Source organism: Listeria sp. ILCC797, assembly GCF_900186185.1.
Taxonomy (GTDB): Bacteria; Bacillota; Bacilli; order Lactobacillales; family Listeriaceae; genus Listeria; species Listeria goaensis.
Map to the genome: position 1 here is coordinate 1 of NZ_FYBS01000010.1, position 17,339 is coordinate 17,339.

The 17,339-nt window shown below is 39.0% G+C and carries 17 protein-coding genes; 16 read left to right on the plus strand and 1 reads right to left on the minus strand.

Going from position 1 to position 17,339, the window contains the following annotated elements:
* Positions 1-721 precede the first annotated feature (721 nt).
* The 12 genes from BN1609_RS10495 to yjeM all read left to right on the plus strand — a co-directional run bounded on the left by BN1609_RS10495 (position 722) and on the right by yjeM (position 9,894).
* A complete protein-coding gene (locus BN1609_RS10495) occupies positions 722-1,018 on the plus strand; it encodes an NfeD family protein (RefSeq protein WP_088809173.1) in 297 nt (98 codons plus the stop codon).
* Complete coding sequence (gene floA, locus BN1609_RS10500) at positions 1,019-1,969, plus strand: flotillin-like protein FloA (RefSeq protein WP_088809172.1); 951 nt, start codon at positions 1,019-1,021, stop codon at positions 1,967-1,969. It abuts the gene before it with no gap.
* A 20-nt stretch (positions 1,970-1,989) separates the two neighbouring features.
* Positions 1,990-2,481, plus strand: coding sequence for a hypothetical protein (locus BN1609_RS10505; protein WP_088809171.1), 492 nt, complete (start codon positions 1,990-1,992; stop codon positions 2,479-2,481).
* 188 nt (positions 2,482-2,669) lie between these two features.
* The gene (locus BN1609_RS10510) at positions 2,670-3,446 is read left to right on the plus strand and encodes a DUF2653 family protein (protein ID WP_088815343.1); all 777 of its coding nucleotides are present in this window, start codon (positions 2,670-2,672) and stop codon (positions 3,444-3,446) included.
* 106 nt (positions 3,447-3,552) lie between these two features.
* The gene (locus tag BN1609_RS10515; RefSeq protein WP_088840835.1) at positions 3,553-3,936 is read left to right on the plus strand and encodes an OsmC family protein; all 384 of its coding nucleotides are present in this window, start codon (positions 3,553-3,555) and stop codon (positions 3,934-3,936) included.
* A gap of 169 nt (positions 3,937-4,105) precedes the next feature.
* A complete protein-coding gene (locus tag BN1609_RS10520; protein WP_088840836.1) occupies positions 4,106-4,381 on the plus strand; it encodes a hypothetical protein in 276 nt (91 codons plus the stop codon).
* Positions 4,374-5,108 carry a hypothetical protein gene (locus BN1609_RS10525; protein WP_088840837.1) on the plus strand — a complete coding sequence of 245 codons (735 nt, stop codon included), beginning with the start codon at positions 4,374-4,376 and terminating at the stop codon, positions 5,106-5,108. The genes BN1609_RS10520 and BN1609_RS10525 overlap by 8 nt, the downstream gene beginning before the upstream one ends.
* Before the next feature lie 326 nt (positions 5,109-5,434).
* Positions 5,435-6,508, plus strand: a complete 1,074-nt coding sequence (locus BN1609_RS10530; protein ID WP_088809166.1) for a Glu/Leu/Phe/Val dehydrogenase dimerization domain-containing protein — start codon at positions 5,435-5,437, stop codon at positions 6,506-6,508.
* Between the two features lie 97 nt (positions 6,509-6,605).
* Positions 6,606-6,842 (plus strand): hypothetical protein, encoded by a 237-nt coding sequence (locus tag BN1609_RS10535; protein ID WP_088809165.1) that lies wholly within the window; start codon positions 6,606-6,608, stop codon positions 6,840-6,842.
* Position 6,843: 1 nt separating this feature from the next.
* Positions 6,844-7,506, plus strand: a complete 663-nt coding sequence (locus BN1609_RS10540) for a YdeI/OmpD-associated family protein (RefSeq protein ID WP_088815341.1) — start codon at positions 6,844-6,846, stop codon at positions 7,504-7,506.
* Positions 7,507-7,624: 118 nt separating this feature from the next.
* Complete coding sequence (locus tag BN1609_RS10545) at positions 7,625-8,128, plus strand: dual specificity protein phosphatase family protein (RefSeq protein ID WP_088840838.1); 504 nt, start codon at positions 7,625-7,627, stop codon at positions 8,126-8,128.
* Positions 8,129-8,397: 269 nt separating this feature from the next.
* Positions 8,398-9,894, plus strand: a complete 1,497-nt coding sequence (gene yjeM, locus BN1609_RS10550) for a glutamate/gamma-aminobutyrate family transporter YjeM (protein WP_088809162.1) — start codon at positions 8,398-8,400, stop codon at positions 9,892-9,894.
* Between the two features lie 275 nt (positions 9,895-10,169).
* On the opposite strand, the gene BN1609_RS10560 is transcribed toward yjeM, so the two are convergent.
* A complete protein-coding gene (locus BN1609_RS10560) occupies positions 10,170-12,215 on the minus strand; it encodes a MucBP domain-containing protein (protein ID WP_088840839.1) in 2,046 nt (681 codons plus the stop codon).
* 716 nt (positions 12,216-12,931) lie between these two features.
* Between BN1609_RS10560 and BN1609_RS10565 the strand changes: the two genes are divergently transcribed.
* The 4 genes from BN1609_RS10565 (at position 12,932) to aguA (ending at position 17,331) form a co-directional block, all read left to right on the plus strand.
* Complete coding sequence (locus BN1609_RS10565; RefSeq protein ID WP_088809159.1) at positions 12,932-13,555, plus strand: Crp/Fnr family transcriptional regulator; 624 nt, start codon at positions 12,932-12,934, stop codon at positions 13,553-13,555.
* A gap of 215 nt (positions 13,556-13,770) precedes the next feature.
* Positions 13,771-14,799 carry a putrescine carbamoyltransferase gene (gene ptcA / locus BN1609_RS10570; protein ID WP_088815338.1) on the plus strand — a complete coding sequence of 343 codons (1,029 nt, stop codon included), beginning with the start codon at positions 13,771-13,773 and terminating at the stop codon, positions 14,797-14,799.
* Between the two features lie 56 nt (positions 14,800-14,855).
* On the plus strand, positions 14,856-16,253 hold the full coding sequence (locus BN1609_RS10575; protein ID WP_088809447.1) for an APC family permease: 1,398 nt from the start codon (positions 14,856-14,858) through the stop codon (positions 16,251-16,253).
* Positions 16,240-17,331 carry an agmatine deiminase gene (gene aguA / locus BN1609_RS10580; protein ID WP_088809157.1) on the plus strand — a complete coding sequence of 364 codons (1,092 nt, stop codon included), beginning with the start codon at positions 16,240-16,242 and terminating at the stop codon, positions 17,329-17,331. Before BN1609_RS10575 ends, aguA begins: the two co-directional genes overlap by 14 nt.
* The last annotated feature ends 8 nt before the right edge of the window (positions 17,332-17,339 follow it).

Genomic DNA, 17,339 nt, shown 5'->3' on the forward strand with positions numbered 1-17,339 from the left:
GTTAATCCATAAAAGAAAATGACGCTTTAGCGTTTAGAAACGCAATATAAGACCGAACGGAGAGAGGTGTTAATCCATAAAAGAAAATGACGCTTTAGCGTTTAGAAACGCAATATAAGACCGAACGAAGAGAGGTGTTAATCCATAAAAGAAAATGACGCTTTAGCGTTTAGAAACGCAATATAAGACCGAACGGAGAGAGGTGTTAATCCATAAAAGAAAATGACGCTTTAGCGTTTAGAAACGCAATATAAGACCGAACGAAGAGAGGTGTTAATCCATAAAAGAAAATGACGCTTTAGCGTTTAGAAACGCAATATAAGACCGAACGAAGAGAGGTGTTAATCCATAAAAGAAAATAACGCTTTAGCGTTTAGAAACGCAATATAAGACCGAACGAAGTCCATAAAATCCCCCCGCGCATCAAGAGCTGCCATTCAGACGGCTTTCTCACCAAACTTAACCTTCTGCCCCTCCCAATCACTCCCATACGAATCAGTCCTAAGACGGATAAGCCATACTTTCCTAGACGTTGGAAAATAAACGTTAGGTCAGCTATAATTATTTTATAAGCAAAAATTTTCAGTTAACTATTTATTGGCGTTAATTAAATTACAAGAAAGGAGCTTTTTTACAAAAAAATAATTGTAAATGAATGGTAATTAAGGTATGGTAAAGGTATAGCAGTTGCGCATGACCTTGATGAAAGAGGGTGACACAAATGACGCACAATTTTTCAGAAGACGAGCTAGTATACGGAGACTCTTGGGGACTCGTTCATCGTGGCGTTTTAGAGGATAAAGAAATTGAAAGAATGAAAGCGCTACGAGATAAGGTTTATGGAAAGTCTGGTATTGCTGTGACAACGATGAAGCCGATTGGGCGTGTTGAGATTGAAGGCAAAGTATATGAGGCGAGACTTGAAAATGGTTATTTGGACGTTCGGACGCCAATTATAGTAGTTGGAATTGATTTTGGCTATTTGCTTGTAGAAGAACTAAAAATGGAGGCGAAGTAGATGATGTATGCAGGACCAATTATTATTGCAGTACTTATTATTCTAGTTTTAATTATTTTCTTTACACTAGTACCAGTGGGGCTTTGGATTAGTGCAATCTCCGCGCGAGTGTCGGTAGGGCTTGGAACGCTTATCGGAATGCGCTTACGTCGTGTTGTTCCGTCGCGAGTTGTGAAACCACTTATTAAAGCTGTAAAAGCTGGACTTGAACTTGAAGTTAACCAATTGGAAAGCCACTATTTAGCAGGTGGTGACGTTGATAATACGGTTGATGCCCTTATTGCGGCTCATCGCGCAAATATTGAGCTTGATTTTAGTCGTGCGGCTGCCATTGATTTAGCAGGTCGTGACGTTTTAGAAGCGGTTCAAACTTCCGTAACGCCAAAAGTTATTCGTACACCTGAATTTACAGGTGTAGCGCAAAACGGGGTTGAAGTAAAAGTTATTACGCAAATTACGGTGCAATCTAATATTGAACGTATCGTCGGTGGTGCCGGTGAAGATACTGTTATCGCCCGTGTCGGTGAAGCAGTTGTATCAACAGTCGGTGAAACGCGTGAACATACAGATGTTTTAGAAAACCCAAATAGCATCTCGAAAAAAGTTCAGGAGCAAGGGCTTGGAGACGGGACAGCATATACAATTTTATCCATTGATATTGCGGAAATGCGTATCGGGGACAATATTAAAGCAAAACTTGATATTGAAAAAGCAAATGCTGACATGGAAGTTGCTCAGGCGGCGGCTTCGAAACGTAAAGCGGAAGCGATTGCGCTGGAACAAGAAAATCGTGCAGCCGTTGTGGCAGCAGAAGCCGAAGTTCCTAGAGCGATTGCAAGTGCTTTTGAGGCAGGAAAACTAGGGGTCATGGATTACTATAAGATGGAGAACGTTCAAGCGGATACAAGTATGCGCGAAACAATTGCCGGCGACGACAAACCAATCGGTTGATAGGAAAGTAGGTGCCTAATATGTCTTTTGATCCAATGGATTTCATTAGCGACTTGATGGGCTTTTTACCACTGATTATCATGGTAGGTGGCGTCTTGCTTGCTAGGCATGCTAAAAAAGAGGCTGAAAGTAAGCGGAAAGCTGGAACTGGAAAAGCTCCGCAAAGTAAGATGAGGCAAGCAATGAATGAGGCGCGGAATGAATATCGTGATGCGATGAAAACTCATTCAAAACCGAGCCCGAAAGCAAAACCCGCTGTAACAAGTGGGACTTATACAAGCGCACCGCAAGTTCAAACGGCGAAAGTAGATGTTGCGGCTAAAAAACAAGCGGAGCGTGCGCGAAAACAAATGGAGCGCGAGTCGACTATTGAAGATATTAATGTGACGAGAAGTGGATTTGAAACGCATCGTTCACATCGACAAAAACTTTCAAGCATAAATTTGAAGCGTGCCATGATTGCGAAAGAAGTTTTAGACAAACCAGTGTCTCTTCGTGATCATTCATCTTGAAATTTGCTTTAGAAACGTGTATAGTTGTAGTTAAGTTCATAAGAAAATCCCGCTTAAGGGGAGTAGCAGTCATAGCTATGTCGTCAATCCGGATTTTATGCCCGGCATAGTTAGCAATTTTAAATTGTTTGCAAGACCTTACGTTTATTTCGTAAGGTCTTTTTGTACGCAAAAGAAGGAGGAAGAGTGTGAAAAAATTAGTTTCTGTATTATTAGCAGCTGGCTTAATCTTTACGCCAGTAGGAGGTACGATTGTTGACAACCTAGTTCCTGCACAATATTCGCAAGTGAAAGAGGCGGACGCAAGGGGCTACCGCTCGCCAGTTAGATCGTTTAAATCAAATAACAACGGAATTAATCGTTCAAATGTAAACCGCTCGCAAACGAATGCGAATGCTGGTAAACGAGGGTTTTTTAGCGGCGGAGGACTTATGGGCGGCTTAATGATGGGCGGAATCGCTGGTTTATTATTTGGCGGTCTGCTTTCTGGAATGGGCGCATTTGGAAACATTTTAGGTTTAATGATTAACATTCTAGCGATTATTTTAATTATTCGTCTAGTAATGATGTTGTTTAGTAAACGAAAAAATCGCCATGCGGAACCAGTGGTGGAGTCTAGTCGCGGCAACCATGCCGATGTTCAGCATGAAACGATTCAAGCAGGAACAACTACGCGAGAAGAAATCCTTGATGAAGGAAATATTTCAAACGCGGTTATCGCCTTCTTCACGCACGAAAAAGGTTTAACGCTCGATGATGTACAAGTCGCGCTAACCTATGATGATAAAATTGGGTTTGGCGCTGATGTCATTCAAAATGACCGTGTGATTCAGCAATTAGACCATTTCTCACTTATTCAAGCGATTCGCTACTGGGCGGAACATTTCGCGCACATGGATCCGAATATGGGGCTTAAGCTTGAGTACTCGGAACGCGACGGCATCTATGCTGTTGTCACAGAATAAAATGAAGGCGGCTAGGCGTAAAAGCTTAGCTGCTTTTTTTGACAGGCGAAGCAACTAGCGGTATAATTATTCTTACTTATTTAGTCGGAATTTGGAGGGGTTTGGATTGCATTTAAAAAAAGTAGGAAAGAAAGTGGAACTTTTACACGAAACTGGGAACTGGCCTTTAATCAAAGAAGAAGGTTTTTCCCCGGTTCAAATTACAGTGGCGGCTGTCGCGGCTTGTAGCGTCTATGTGTACGCGAAGTTGCTTGAGAAGAAGCGGATTCCGTTCGAAGATTTGGAAGTTGATGTGGACTACGAGCAAGATTTAGAGCAGCCGGTGCACGTGATTAAAAAGATTAATGTGCAGTTCGAAGTAAAAGTGGCAGCGGAATTCCAACAAAAGGCTGAAAAAACGGTGCATCTCGTGAAAGACGCTTGTCCCGTCGCGAAAAGCATGCACCCTGATATTGAGATTACAGAGCAAGTAAGGTTTTTTGAAAAGTAGGTGTAAACCCACGGAGAATTTGCTCTGTGGGTTTTAAAAATGGAAGATAAAATGATTTGCTTTACAAAATATTAGTTTTGTTTTATTGTTATGCGGTATATCGAATTGTGAGATGATAAACAAATGTTAATGCTAACGTAGTGTATAGATGATTATAAAGTGGACTTAGTTGCTGTTAACATGGGGTAGCAAACAATATATAATTACTGTAGTTAATGATTACTATTCTGAAATCAGTGCGGGTGAAACAAACCGAGCTGATGAGTTTATTATGAATTTAGGTAAAGGTTCTTATGATAATGGAATGGATTGTTTAGTTTTGCAATATCAAGAGCATATGCATAATACAAAAGCGCAAAATATAACAATTGAAGATAGGAAAGTTGCTGCTGATTTCTTTCAAAACATACAAAATCATAATAATGAGTGGGTGGAATATGAATAAAAAAGTTATGTTACTTTCGTTAGTCAGCTTGATATTTTTATTCATGTTAGGGCTATTTAATTATTCATCTATTAAGCATAGTTACTGGCTTGAACATGCAGGTGCAAAAGAGCGAACACATTATTTTTTACAATTGAAGTATGATAAAGATTGGAAAAAGTTGAACCCTAACATTACTTTTAACTTTGACTCTCTTTTTGGGCGCAATGAATTATCATTAAATGATTATAGTATTGATGCTTGGGTTGAACCAGAGAGATATGATCGAAAAGTTACTAAAGTTAATTGGGACACGGATGTTTTTTTTCATGTACTTCTTAATAATGGTTATGATGCTAGTGTTCCGTGGGAGAATACGGGCAATATATACATTAGAAAGATTGAAAAAAATGAGGGAGAAAACGATAATGATACGGTTTATGAAATACCTTTCCGAGAGAAAAATGGAAAAGCGAATCCGGAATTAGAAAATGCTGTTGGGCTAAGTACAAAATCTATAACGAGAAAAGTGAACGATGCTTATAGTCAGCATATTGGCTATCTAAATAAGATGACGCAAGTCGAATTAAAGGAGTCTTTAACGAAACGAAATGTTAGACTCATTATCTCTTCTGTTTTAATTTTATTATATATTTTCATTGTATTTCGTACATGTAGGAAGATTAATCAGAATAAGAAAGAAATGGATGTATATTTTGATGCGTTAGAAAAGGAACAACCAAAATAAACTTTAAAATATTAATTAGTAAAATGTATTTCCCCTGCAAAGCATAGAATTTGTGGGGGTTCCTTATTTACAATAATACTTTTTTATTTTTCTGCTTCGAATTAATTTTCAAACTATGGCACTTTGTGCGACGTAGAAACTAAAACGAAAGTCCTCTTTTTTGTGAAAGCGCATACAAATAAAATAGGCCGAAAGTTTTTGTTTTAAACAAAAAGTATGAATTTCGTCTTAAATAATCCAAAAACTTTTACAGCGCTTTCAAAATTCGTATAATAAGGGTAGCGAGTTGAGTTTCATGTGTTTTAGACTAAAGGGGGCAATGTATCATGTTATTTGAGAAGATGGAAAAATATGATTATGAACAAGTTGTTTTTTGTCAAGATAAGGCTTCTGGACTAAAAGCGATTATTGCGATTCACGATACGACACTCGGACCAGCGCTTGGTGGATGTCGGATGTGGCCGTATGAAACGGAAGAGGAAGCGCTTCTCGATGTGCTTCGTCTAGCTCGTGGGATGACGTATAAAAATGCAGCTGCGGGGCTCAATTTAGGTGGCGGGAAAACGGTCATTATCGGAGATCCGAAAAAGGACAAAAGCGAAGCGTTGTTTCGTGCGCTAGGTCGTTATGTGGAAAGTTTAAACGGCCGTTACATTATTGCTGAGGATGTCGGTACGACCGTTCAAGATATGGACTACATTCATGAAGAAACCAAATATGTGACAGGGATATCTGAAACGTTTGGCTCATCGGGTAATCCAAGTCCAATGACAGCGCGGGGTGTTTATGCAGCAATGAAGCGCACTGCAAAAGAGGCTTTTGGAAGTGATTCTTTACTTGGGAAGAAAGTAGCGGTCCAAGGTGTTGGCAACGTGGCGTACGCGCTTTGTGCGCTGTTACGCGCGGAAGGCGCGGAGCTTGTCGTGACGGATATTAACCCAGACGCGGTAGAGCGAGCGGTACGCGATTTTGGTGCGGAAGCGGTCTTGCCAAATGATATTTATACGGTTGACGCGGATATTTTTGCCCCGTGTGCGCTAGGCGGAATTTTAAATGACGTTACCATACCAAATTTAAAATTTAAAATGATTTGCGGAAGTGCAAACAACCAATTGCTTGATATTCAAACGCATGGCGAAATGCTTTCTGCACGAGGAATTTTATATGCGCCCGATTATATCGTAAATGCTGGCGGCGTCATTAATGTGGCGGATGAATTGCTTGGCTACAATGAAAACCGTGCGAAGAAAAAAATTGATGAAATTTATGATCAAATTGGAAAAGTTTATGAGATCTCAAAAGCTGAAGGCATCATTCCAGCAGAAGCTGCTGACCATATGTCTGAAAAGCGAATTGAAATGATGAAGCAAGTTCGTAGTACGTTTTTGATGATGAAATAGCGTAAAGGGTCCCTTTGTTTTTTTAAAGGGGCTTTTTCTTGCCTAAAAAGCGCTGGATTATTATACTTATTTCATAAGACACAAGGAGGAATTGACAATGAATGAAGGACAACAAAAGTTTCTTGATTTTATTTTAGAGCGGACTGAAAAGGGGAAAGAATCCGCTATGAAGGAGCTTCTTAGCGAGAGCTTTGGCAAACAAGATTCGGGAGATTTTGACCAAAAGTATTTGATGGCAATGGTTCCAAAAATGGTTTCTTACATTCGCGAGGATAAGCGTGATGAAGTCATGGAAGTAGTTCAAAAATTTGGCGCAAGTCATGTGAGCAAATAATATGGCAAAGTCGATTGTAGAAAAACTTAATTTAACGAAATACGCGAACAAAGCGGTTCTAAACGTGCCACAGGATTTCACTGAGCTTGATGCTTTGGCTAGCGTGGACCATTCTTTTAAACAAAAACAGTACGATTTGATTTTTGGTTTTGCGCTAACGATGGCGGAAATGGAGGCTTTTGTAAACGATGTTGTTCAGCACGACCGCCTGGCCAAGAAGGGCTATTTGTTTGTGGCATATCCGAAAAAAGGAAATTCGGTGTATGACACATTTGTGCATCGTGATGAAATTATGCCAACGCTTAAAGTTGATGAGGAAGGCTTTTTGCCAAAAAGTAGTTTGAAGTTTTCGCGCATGGTGAGCATGGATGATACGTTTACAGTTGTTGGTATGAAGGAAGCTTTCAGTGAAAAAGGAAAAAGTGCAGCGAAGGCTGAGACGAATTATGCAGAGAAAATTCCCGATTTAAAAGCGCGACTTGCGGACGATGCGGAGGCTTCTGAGCTGTATGAAAAACTTGCTGCGGGTTATCAAAAAACTTGGGCAAGCTATGTTTTTAGTGCGAAACAAACGGCAACAGAAGAGAAACGCTTGGAAGAAACAAAAACCATTTTAAAGGCGGGCTTTAAAAGTAAAGATTTATACCGTCAAAATAAAAAATAAACGGAACGTACTTAGTGAATTTTGCTAAGTACGTTTTTTTCTATAAAGCTATGATAGCGTGGAAAAAGGCGAAATATGTTACAATACGAGTAGGAATAGTGGAAGGGACACGTTTTATATGGCGAATTATGTGAATAAGGAAAAACGACAAATTGATTTCGATCCATTGCAGTTGCCTATCATTGCCATCCCAGAAGTTATGGCGGTTTCGTTTACGCCAAAATCAGAAAATGCGCTTTTAATCCGAATAACAGATGTTGGTCTGGCTTTTAAAACGCTTAAAAATCCTGAGCTATTTGAAGGGATTCTTGAAGTGCGCTTTAATGACATTAACGAAGAAGACGACTACTGGGGATTAAGCCAAAAAGAAGAACATGAAATGAAGCTCTTTAACGAGCGACACGCTGCTGCGATTTATTCTTTTTTAGACCATCACGCAAATCATGGTCAAATTGTTGTGCATTGTAACGCAGGCGTCAGCCGAAGTAGCGCGGTTGCGATGGGAATTGCTGAATACTACAACGATACACCTACACTTTTAAAATTAAAGGAAATCAAACGATATTTACCGAATCCGCGGGTGCTAACTGTGATGCGCGGTGAGAAATTTACATCAGCCTGATGACAAACGGCCATCTTCGTCGTTAAAATACACGTCGGTGCGGTTCCAGACAAGTCATCAGGCTAGTTTTGTGTTCATTTATCGATTTGAAATGTGCTTTTTTTTTTGCGAATCATTGTCGGAAAAGTCACGCACGTCAGACTTTACATTCTATTTGAATTGTTCTTTTAAAAAGGATTTTTGTTTTTTAATGGTATAATGACATTCTAGTATGGGATACAATAATTAGTAATTATATGTATAATAATACACAAAAAGGAATGAGATTTATGTCAAATGAAATTAAAAAAATGGGACTTATTAGTTTAATTCTAATGATTTTCACGTCCGTATTTGGTTTCGCAAACGGTCCAATTGGCTTTTACCGAATGGGTTATAGTGCGATTCCATGGTACATTGGAGCCGGAATTTTCTTCTTTATTCCATTTGCGCTTATGATGGCCGAATACGGAGCCGCTTACCGTAAAGAAAAAGGCGGAATTTATTCATGGATGAACGATAGCATCGGGCCACGCTATGCCTTCATCGTTACTTTCATGTGGTTTACTTCTTACGTCATTTGGATGGTCGGAACCGCTTCTAAAGTTTGGATTCCATTTTCCATCTTCCTATTTGGCGAAGATAAAACCCAAACATGGTCGCTTTTCGGCTTATCGCCAACACAAACCGTCGGGATACTTGCCGCTGTTTGGATGCTTATCGTTACGTTACTAGCTTCAAAAGGTTTAAAACAAATTACAAAAGTAACGGCTGTCGGCGGAATCGCCGTTATGGGTCTAAACATCGTTTTAATCGTCGTAAGTTTACTTATTTTAATGTTAAACGGCGGAAATTTTGCGCAAGATATTTCGGGAGTAAAAGATTTCCTTGTATCGCCAAACCCAAGTTATCTTAGCCCGATTGCTATCTTGTCGTTCTGCGTATTTGCGATATTTGCATACGGGGGAACCGAGGCAGTAGCCGGCCTAGTTGACCAAACGAAAAACCCAACGAAGACTTTTCCAAAAGGTATTATGATTGCCGCCTTTATTATTTCAATTGGCTATGCTTTAGAAATTTTCATGTGGGGAATTAGTACCAACTGGGATAAAATTTTGAGTGGATCCAATGTCAACTACGGGAACATTACATACGTTTTAATGTACAATCTTGGTTTAGAATTTGGGAACGCGCTTGGTCTTGCAACGGACGCAGCATCGCAAATGGCCAATTGGTTCGCAAGAGTTACTGGTCTTTCTATGTTTTTAGCATACACGGGTGCGTTCTTTACGCTCATCTATTCACCGCTAAAAGCCATTGTACAAGGTACAGCCGAGTACTGGCCAAAGCGCATGAGCAAAATCAACAAATTCGGCATGCCGGAATTTGCAATGTGGATGCAGTGCTTACTCGTTGTTATCATCGTGCTCATCGTTTCATTCGGTGGGAAAAGTGCTTCGGCATTCTATAACACGCTAACACTTATGGCAAATGTTTCTATGACACTACCATATGTGTTTCTAGCCTTTGCATTCCCGTTCTTTAAAAATCGTGAAGGACTTGAACGACCTTTCGTTGTGTATAAAACAAAGGCAATCACGTACATTGTGACAATTATTGTCGTAGCTATTGTTGGCTTCTCAAATGTTTTCACAATTATTGAGCCTGCGATGAGCGGTAACTGGAATGATACTATTTGGATGGTAGTCGGACCAGTCGTATTCGCCGTGATTGCAATGGGAATTTATGAAAACTATCAGATTCGACAAAAGAGATTGAAGAAATAAACTTAAAAAACACTGCTCCCGATTTATCTAATCGAGCCAAACATTCATAACTGCGGAGATGGTTTTTGGAATCGGTATAATTGGAATCATTACAAGCACAATAACCTCCTTTTTTATTTCAACAAAAAAAGATGTTTATACGATTTTAAAAGATATCGATTTGCTTGCAGAAGAAGATAAAAATAAGGTTAAGAAGTATTTAGAAACGAATTGCTAAAAAAACAACTCCCATAAGTTTTGGGAGTTGTTTTTCATTTATTTTTACTTAATTATACTTATTTTGTTTTTCTTTGTCTGCGAGTGAATACTGCGAGAGCGCCTAATAATAATGCGCCAAGTCCGACTAGAATACCGCTGTCTACCGCTGAATCACCTGTTTTTGGTAGTGATGTTTTCACTTTTTCTGGATTGTTAGAAGTAGGGTCTTTGATGACGTTTTTCTCTTGTACATCAATGTTAGTGCTAGGAATCTTGCCATCTGTATCTGTTGTGTCGTTATTATTGTCCGTTGAATCATCGGCAGGAGGAGTTGGCATAACATCATTGGACGCCTCTTCATAAATGTAAGTGACAGTTTGAGCTGTGTCACTAAATAGACCTGTTGCATTATCAGGAGTGGTTTGTAAAACCCAACCGTCGATGTCTTTTGCGGTAGAAGTGTAGTTATCTCCGATATTTCCACTTAATGTATCAGCAGCGGCTAAATCATTGCCATCACTATCTACGTATTTAACGGTAATATCTTGAGCAGGGACAACTTCTTTTTCATACACATAAGTGACAGTTTGAGCTGTGTTGCTAAATACGCCTGTTGCATTATCAGGAGTGGCTTGTAAAATCCAACCGTCGATGTCTTTTGCGGTAGAAGTATAGTTATCTCCGATATTTCCACTTAATGTATCAGCAGTGGCTAAATCATTGCCATCACCATCTACATATTTAACGGTAACATCTTGAGCAGGGATAACTTCTTTTTCATACACATAAGTGACAGTTTGAGCCGTGTCACTAAATAGACCTGTTGCATTATCAGGAGTGGTTTGTAAAACCCAACCGTCGATGTCTTTTGCGGTAGAAGTGTAGTTATCTCCAACAACTCCACTTAAAGTATCGGACGGAGCAAGCGTATTACCATCGGTGTCGACATAGTTAACAGTTACTTCACTGTAAGTATCATCTACAACCTTAATTGGTTGTGATACTTTGAGGGAATAAGAAAAATCTACGCCATCTGCTGATTGGTCTGTAGCAGCCACGTTATAAGTGACAGTAGTATCACTTGTCATATTATCCCATGAAATAGTTTTTGAATCACTAGAGATTTGTCCTTCATTAGAAGCACTTTGCACAGCCATCACTTGATTATCTAACCCTTTTGTAGGATTTTGGGAAACGGCAGTGTCACCTTGTTTAACAGTTATTGCTGGTAAAGTAATGGTTTGATTATTGATTTGCAAACCTTTATAATCGTCAGAACCTTTTATCATTGTGTTAAATAAATGATTTAGAGAAGAGACATCTACAATATGATTAGAATCTGCATATAAGATTTCTAATCCTTCTAAAGTTGCTAGGTCATCTAAGGAAGTAAGATCGTTTTGATTTAAATATAAAACTTCTAAGTTATTCATATTTTCCAATGGAGCAAGTTGCTGTACATTATTTTTATTTAAAATCAATGTTTGAATTGAACTATTCCCGCTTAATGGAGAAAGATCACTGACTTCGTTGTCATTTAAATTAAGAATTTGAAGATTAGGCATTTCTGCAAGAATAGAAATGTCATCAATTGCTGAATAGTCGCTAGAAAGCCAGCGGTAAGATTCATAGCTGAAAGAGGTTAGGTTTTTAGCTCCTAGTAGTGGTGAAAAGTCTTGAATATAGTCACCACCGAGTTCTAATTGCTCAAGTGATGGAAGGTTTTGAATGCCTTCTAGACTTGTAAGTGCCGTATTGACACCAACAATCCTTTTTAGCTTGGGTAAATTTATTATGGGTGTAATATCGCTTACATCACTAGCTGAAATATCCAGTTGAGTCATGTTTGTTGCAAATTCTAACCCTGTTAAATCTGAAACTCGTCCAGGAACAGCAGCTTGAGCTGGATTAGAATAGTTAATTGCTGCATTGTCAAGTTGTGCCAAATCAGCTTCTGTTAAAGAAGTTGCAAATGGTTTATCTAATAAGTCTTTCAAGCCTTCAAGAAGGTTTTGATCTGGAATGTTGACAGTATCTGTCGCCGCAGCTTGAACGTGCATGCCAGGATTAATGCCAAAAGTTGCAAGTAAGCAAGCTAATATTGTGGCTACTATTTTTTTCATTTTGTTCTCCTTTTCCCATTTATTTTAAATCCCTTAATATCCGGTACTACAATCAAGATGTTTATGGTGTAAACTTGGTTACATTATTTCTTAGATAAGGATTATGCCGTTTGGCAGTAGAAATAACATAGTTTTTTCATCTTGGATACGTGTTTAAGCTTAACAGAGTTATAGAACATACTCGTGTGTAAATTCGACATAACTAATCGCTTTTTTTAACGAATTGATGAACTTTGTGATTTTCGTTCATAATTAGATTTATATCTTGTCGCTTTTGGCTATTTATTAGCATAGAGCAATTTTTCAAGGAGATTAAACAAAGTGAAGTGACCTATCATTCATCTCATTTTATTTGTTTATAGACAAAATTAGAGCTTCTATTTATGTAAATAGGGGCAAATCATTTTTATTTGTTTTCTTTGTCTGCGAGTGAGTATTGCAAGAGCGCCTAATAATGTGCCAAGTCCGACTAAAATACGTATCACCTGTTTTTGGTAATACTGATGTGGGTGCTTTTGTTGAAGTTGAATCTGTTAGTGTTTTATAAAAAAGAGGGGAGATAAATTGTTCTTCTAACATAGGGGAGGTATACGTATTTATGAAAATTTTGTCACATTATTTTTAGAGAAATATAGTGGTTGTGTATAGTTTATACACGATAAAGTAGAAGCTTTTTGATATCCTAAGTTATAAAAATTAAAATAGGAGTGAGTAGAATGAAAAATAAAGAAACAGTCAAGGTCATAAAGGATTTAGAGAAGAATCAGGCAGAGCCGACTTGGGTTCGTCGAATGGATTTGATTAAAAGCACAATGATTTCGGGGAAGTATTTTAAAGAAGAGTTTATGATTGTGATAGACGGGACTATGCACTTAGAGAGTAGAAACAAACAAATCATACTGTTCTTTTCAGATGGGGATGTCATCAATCAGCAAGTGTCAGAGCTAAGTATTCATAATGATCTTCAGTTAGTGTGCGATACGGATGTAAAAGTGGTGTTCGTTTATCGAGAATATTTCCTGAATTTTGCAACGAATAAGCCGACGTATTTAAAATGGTTTCTTGATATTTCTTTACTTAATAATATGAATCTGTACAATGAACTAATAAAATACCAATACTCCTCAGAAGAAAGACTTATGTGTTCGCTAAAAATGATTTGTGAAAAACTGAACATAAAAATTGAGAAAGGATATTACCAAATACCATCTTTTATAAATAAGATAACTTTGTCAAAATATAGTCATATTTCGCGCCAACAATTAGATATTTTGCTAGCAGCACTCATTAAAAAAAGAGAGATTAAAATGGACAATCGAACGCTTTATATCAGAAATTGATAAACTTCAAATTCTATTTGAACCAAGAAATAAAAATTTTACAGCACTTTTAGCGTTGTAATCTGTTACGCAAAATGTAACAGGTTACAAGCCTTGCGTTTTCGTTTTGAAAACGCTTTTTTCTATTCCAAATTAGAAATGCTTGTATTATGATGAACATGCGGCAAATAAAACTCGAGTAAAGCCCGTTAGAATCTAATTTTGAGGTGAGAAGGATGACGAAAAAACGTGATTTTGTAGATACGAAAGATTTTTCAAAAGAAGAAATTCTATTCATGATTGAAATAGCTTTAAAAATGAAGCAATCCATAAAAGATGGACATTACCCACAGCTTCTTAAGCATAAAACACTTGGAATGATTTTTGAGCAGTCATCAACACGGACACGCGTGTCATTTGAAACGGCGATGACACAATTAGGTGGGCACGCACAGTATTTGGCACCTGGGCAAATTCAATTAGGTGGGCACGAATCGGTTGGGGATACAGCGCGCGTTTTATCGCGTTTAGTAGATATTTTAATGGCTCGTGTAGAAAGACATCATACGGTTCAGGAATTGGCGAATACGGCGTCCATTCCAGTCATTAATGGTATGAGTGACTACAATCACCCAACGCAAGAACTTGGGGATGCAATTACGATGTTTGAACATTTACCTGAGGGTAAAAAAATTGAGGATTGCAAAATTGTTTTTGTGGGCGATGCTACGCAAGTTTGTGCGTCCACGATGTTTATGGCAACAAAACTCGGAATGAATTTTGTACAGTATGGTCCGAAAGGTTTTCAGCTCAAAGAAAATCATTTGGAAATTGCGGAAGAAAATTGCAAGGTTTCTGGTGGTAGCTATCTCATCACTGAAGATCCTCGTGAGGCTCTTCAGGATGCAGACTTCATTTATACAGACGTATGGTATGGTTTGTATGAAGCTGAACTTTCGGAAGAGGAGCGTATGAAAGTCTTCTATCCGAAGTATCAAGTGAACAAAGAAATGATTGAAATGGCGAGTCCAGATGTGAAATTTATGCATTGTCTTCCAGCGACTAGAGGGGAAGAAGTGACCGACGAAGTGCTTGATGCCTCTTATTCGGTTGTCATTGATGAGGCAGAAAACAGGTTAACAGCGATGCGTGCGCTTCTCGTTTTCTTTATGAAGCCATACTTGAATTTTGCATCAGAAAAAGTAGGAAATGTGTATGATGCCGAGCTTGAGCTTTTACTTAGAAATGCGCCACAAGAAAAATAGTTTGAACCAAGGAGGAGAGGGGCAACCTTCTCCCCCACTTAAAAAAAGGAGTGGGTATTTTGGAGAAAAAGAAATTTCGTTTATTTGATGCTGTTTTGATGGCGGTTTGTGTTATTTTAGTCGTGGAGTCAGCAGCTCCTGCGGCGGCCATTGGTTCATCACAATTTTTCTGGTGGATTGCACTTTTGATTTTATTTTTCCTGCCATATGGACTTATTTCCGCAGAACTTGGGACAACGTATGATGATGAGGGCGGGATTTATGATTGGGTAAAAAGGGCTTTTGGGAGAAAATGGGGTGGCCGTGTTGCCTGGTTTTACTGGATTAACTACCCAATTTGGATGGCGAGCCTCGCCGTTTTATTCGTAGAAGTAGGCGGACAAATTTTTAAGCTGAATATTAGTACGCCAGTTTCAATTTTCATTCAACTTATTTTCGTTTGGCTAGTTGTTTTAATCAGTTGTTATCCAGTGAGCGATAGCAAATGGATACTGAATGTCGCAGCTTTTTGTAAGGTTGCTATTATGATTAGCTTAGGAGCACTAGGCATTTATTTTGCGATTACAAAAGGCTTGGCGAATGATTTTTCTGGGAAAGCGTTACTACCGAGCTTTGATTTGCAAAGTTTATCGTTTATTTCTATTATTTTATTTAACTTTTTAGGATTTGAAGTCGTGACGACGCTTGCGAGCGATATGGAAAATCCGAAAAAACAAATTCCGCAAGCGATTATTTACGGTGGAATATTAATTGCATTTTTCTATTTGCTAGCAGCATTTGGTATGGGGGCAGCCATTCCAACGTCAGAACTTTCAACGTCTAGCGGACTAATTGATAGTTTCATTATGCTTGTTGGCGGCATCAACCCATTTGTCATTATTATTGGGCTTATGTTTATGTATACGCTCATTGCAAACTTAATTTCGTGGGCGCTTGGTGTGAACTATGTAGCGATGTATGCAGCGAAGCATAATGACTTGCCTAGCGTATTTGGGAAGGTGAATAAGAAAAATGAAATGCCGATTGGCTCAAGCATTTTAAATGGGATTGTTGCTTCAGTATTAATTGTGATTGCGCCACTCATTCCAAACGAGAACATTTTTTGGGCGTTTTTCGCATTAAACGTTGTGGCCCTTTTAGCTTCATATATTATGATGTTCCCGGCATTTTTAAAACTTCGCAAAATCGATCCGGACCGCGAGCGTCCGTTTAAGGTACCTGGTGGAAAAGTAGTGCTACGACTGATTACGTTTGTTCCAGTTGTGCTACTTGTCGTTACACTGATTTTCTCAGCGGTTCCTCTAAATGGTTCTAGCGCTGAATTAAATGAAAAAATTCCAATTTTAATTGGCTCTATCATCGCATTTGTCATTGGTGAAATTTGTATTTTCGTAGCTGGAAAGAAGAAGGAAAAGAATAGGGAAGAGGGAGTGAATTCGAGTGAAAACAATTGATAGCTCACCAAAAAAAGATGGTTTTAGAATGCCAGGAGAATTCGAAAGACATGCAGGTTGTTATATGTTATGGCCAGAACGCACGGACAATTGGCGTAATGGCGCTAAGCCCGCTCAAAAGGCTTTTGCAGATGTGGCAACAGCTATTTCAAAATTTGAACAAGTAACTGTTGGCGTGTCAACAGCTCAATTTAATAATGCGCGCTATATGTTGCCAGATGAGGTGCGTGTTGTTGAAATCGATAATGATGATGCTTGGGTGAGAGACTCGGGCCCAACTTTTGTGAAAAATGATGCTGGTGATATTCGTGCAGTCGATTGGAGCTTTAATGCATGGGGTGGCCTAACAGACGGCCTTTACTTCCCGTGGGACAAAGATGATCAAGTCGCGCAAAAAATCGCTGAACTCGAAATGAAGGACCGTTACCGTTTAGCCAATTTCGTCTTAGAAGGAGGATCGATTCACGTTGACGGCGAGGGAACGCTCATTGCAACCGAAGAATGCTTGCTCTCAGAAGGCCGCAACCCGCAACTTTCCAAAGAACAAATCGAACAAGTGCTAAAAGAATATTTAAACCTTGAAAAGATTATTTGGTTAAAAAGAGGCATTTATTTAGACGAAACAAACGGCCATGTTGACAATATCCTTAATTACGTGGCACCAGGCGTTGTTGCGCTTGCTTGGACGGATGATAAAAGCGATCCACAATATGAAATCTCCAAGGAATGCCTAGATATCCTTGAACAGGAAGTGGACGCAAAAGGGCGCAAGTTAGTTGTGCATAAAATCCATGTGCCGAAGCCAATTTTAATTACTGAAGAGGAAAGTCACGGCGTAGATGCTGTAGAAGGCACATTACCACGTGTAGCAGGTGATCGTCTTGCAGCGAGCTATATCAATTATTATACGGCAAACGGAGGCGTTGTATTCCCACTGTTTGGTGACCCGAAAGACAATGAGGCGAAACAGAAGCTTTCAGAGCTATATCCAGATCGCGAAATCATTGGCGTGCCCGCGCGCGAAATTTTACTTGGCGGTGGAAATATTCACTGTATCACTCAACAGGTGCCAAGATAATCTAGGAG

Bases quoted from the DNA above. Each gene is read 5' to 3' on its own strand.
- BN1609_RS10495 (WP_088809173.1), top strand. From the start codon at position 722: ATGACGCACAATTTTTCAGAAGACGAGCTAGTATACGGAGACTCTTGG.
- floA (WP_088809172.1), top strand. From the start codon at position 1,019: ATGATGTATGCAGGACCAATTATTATTGCAGTACTTATTATTCTAGTT.
- BN1609_RS10505 (WP_088809171.1), top strand. From the start codon at position 1,990: ATGTCTTTTGATCCAATGGATTTCATTAGCGACTTGATGGGCTTTTTA.
- BN1609_RS10525 (WP_088840837.1), top strand. From the start codon at position 4,374: ATGAATAAAAAAGTTATGTTACTTTCGTTAGTCAGCTTGATATTTTTA.
- BN1609_RS10530 (WP_088809166.1), top strand. From the start codon at position 5,435: ATGTTATTTGAGAAGATGGAAAAATATGATTATGAACAAGTTGTTTTT.
- BN1609_RS10535 (WP_088809165.1), top strand. From the start codon at position 6,606: ATGAATGAAGGACAACAAAAGTTTCTTGATTTTATTTTAGAGCGGACT.
- BN1609_RS10540 (WP_088815341.1), top strand. From the start codon at position 6,844: ATGGCAAAGTCGATTGTAGAAAAACTTAATTTAACGAAATACGCGAAC.
- BN1609_RS10545 (WP_088840838.1), top strand. From the start codon at position 7,625: ATGGCGAATTATGTGAATAAGGAAAAACGACAAATTGATTTCGATCCA.
- yjeM (WP_088809162.1), top strand. From the start codon at position 8,398: ATGTCAAATGAAATTAAAAAAATGGGACTTATTAGTTTAATTCTAATG.
- BN1609_RS10560 (WP_088840839.1), bottom strand. From the start codon at position 12,215: ATGAAAAAAATAGTAGCCACAATATTAGCTTGCTTACTTGCAACTTTT.
- BN1609_RS10565 (WP_088809159.1), top strand. From the start codon at position 12,932: ATGAAAAATAAAGAAACAGTCAAGGTCATAAAGGATTTAGAGAAGAAT.
- ptcA (WP_088815338.1), top strand. From the start codon at position 13,771: ATGACGAAAAAACGTGATTTTGTAGATACGAAAGATTTTTCAAAAGAA.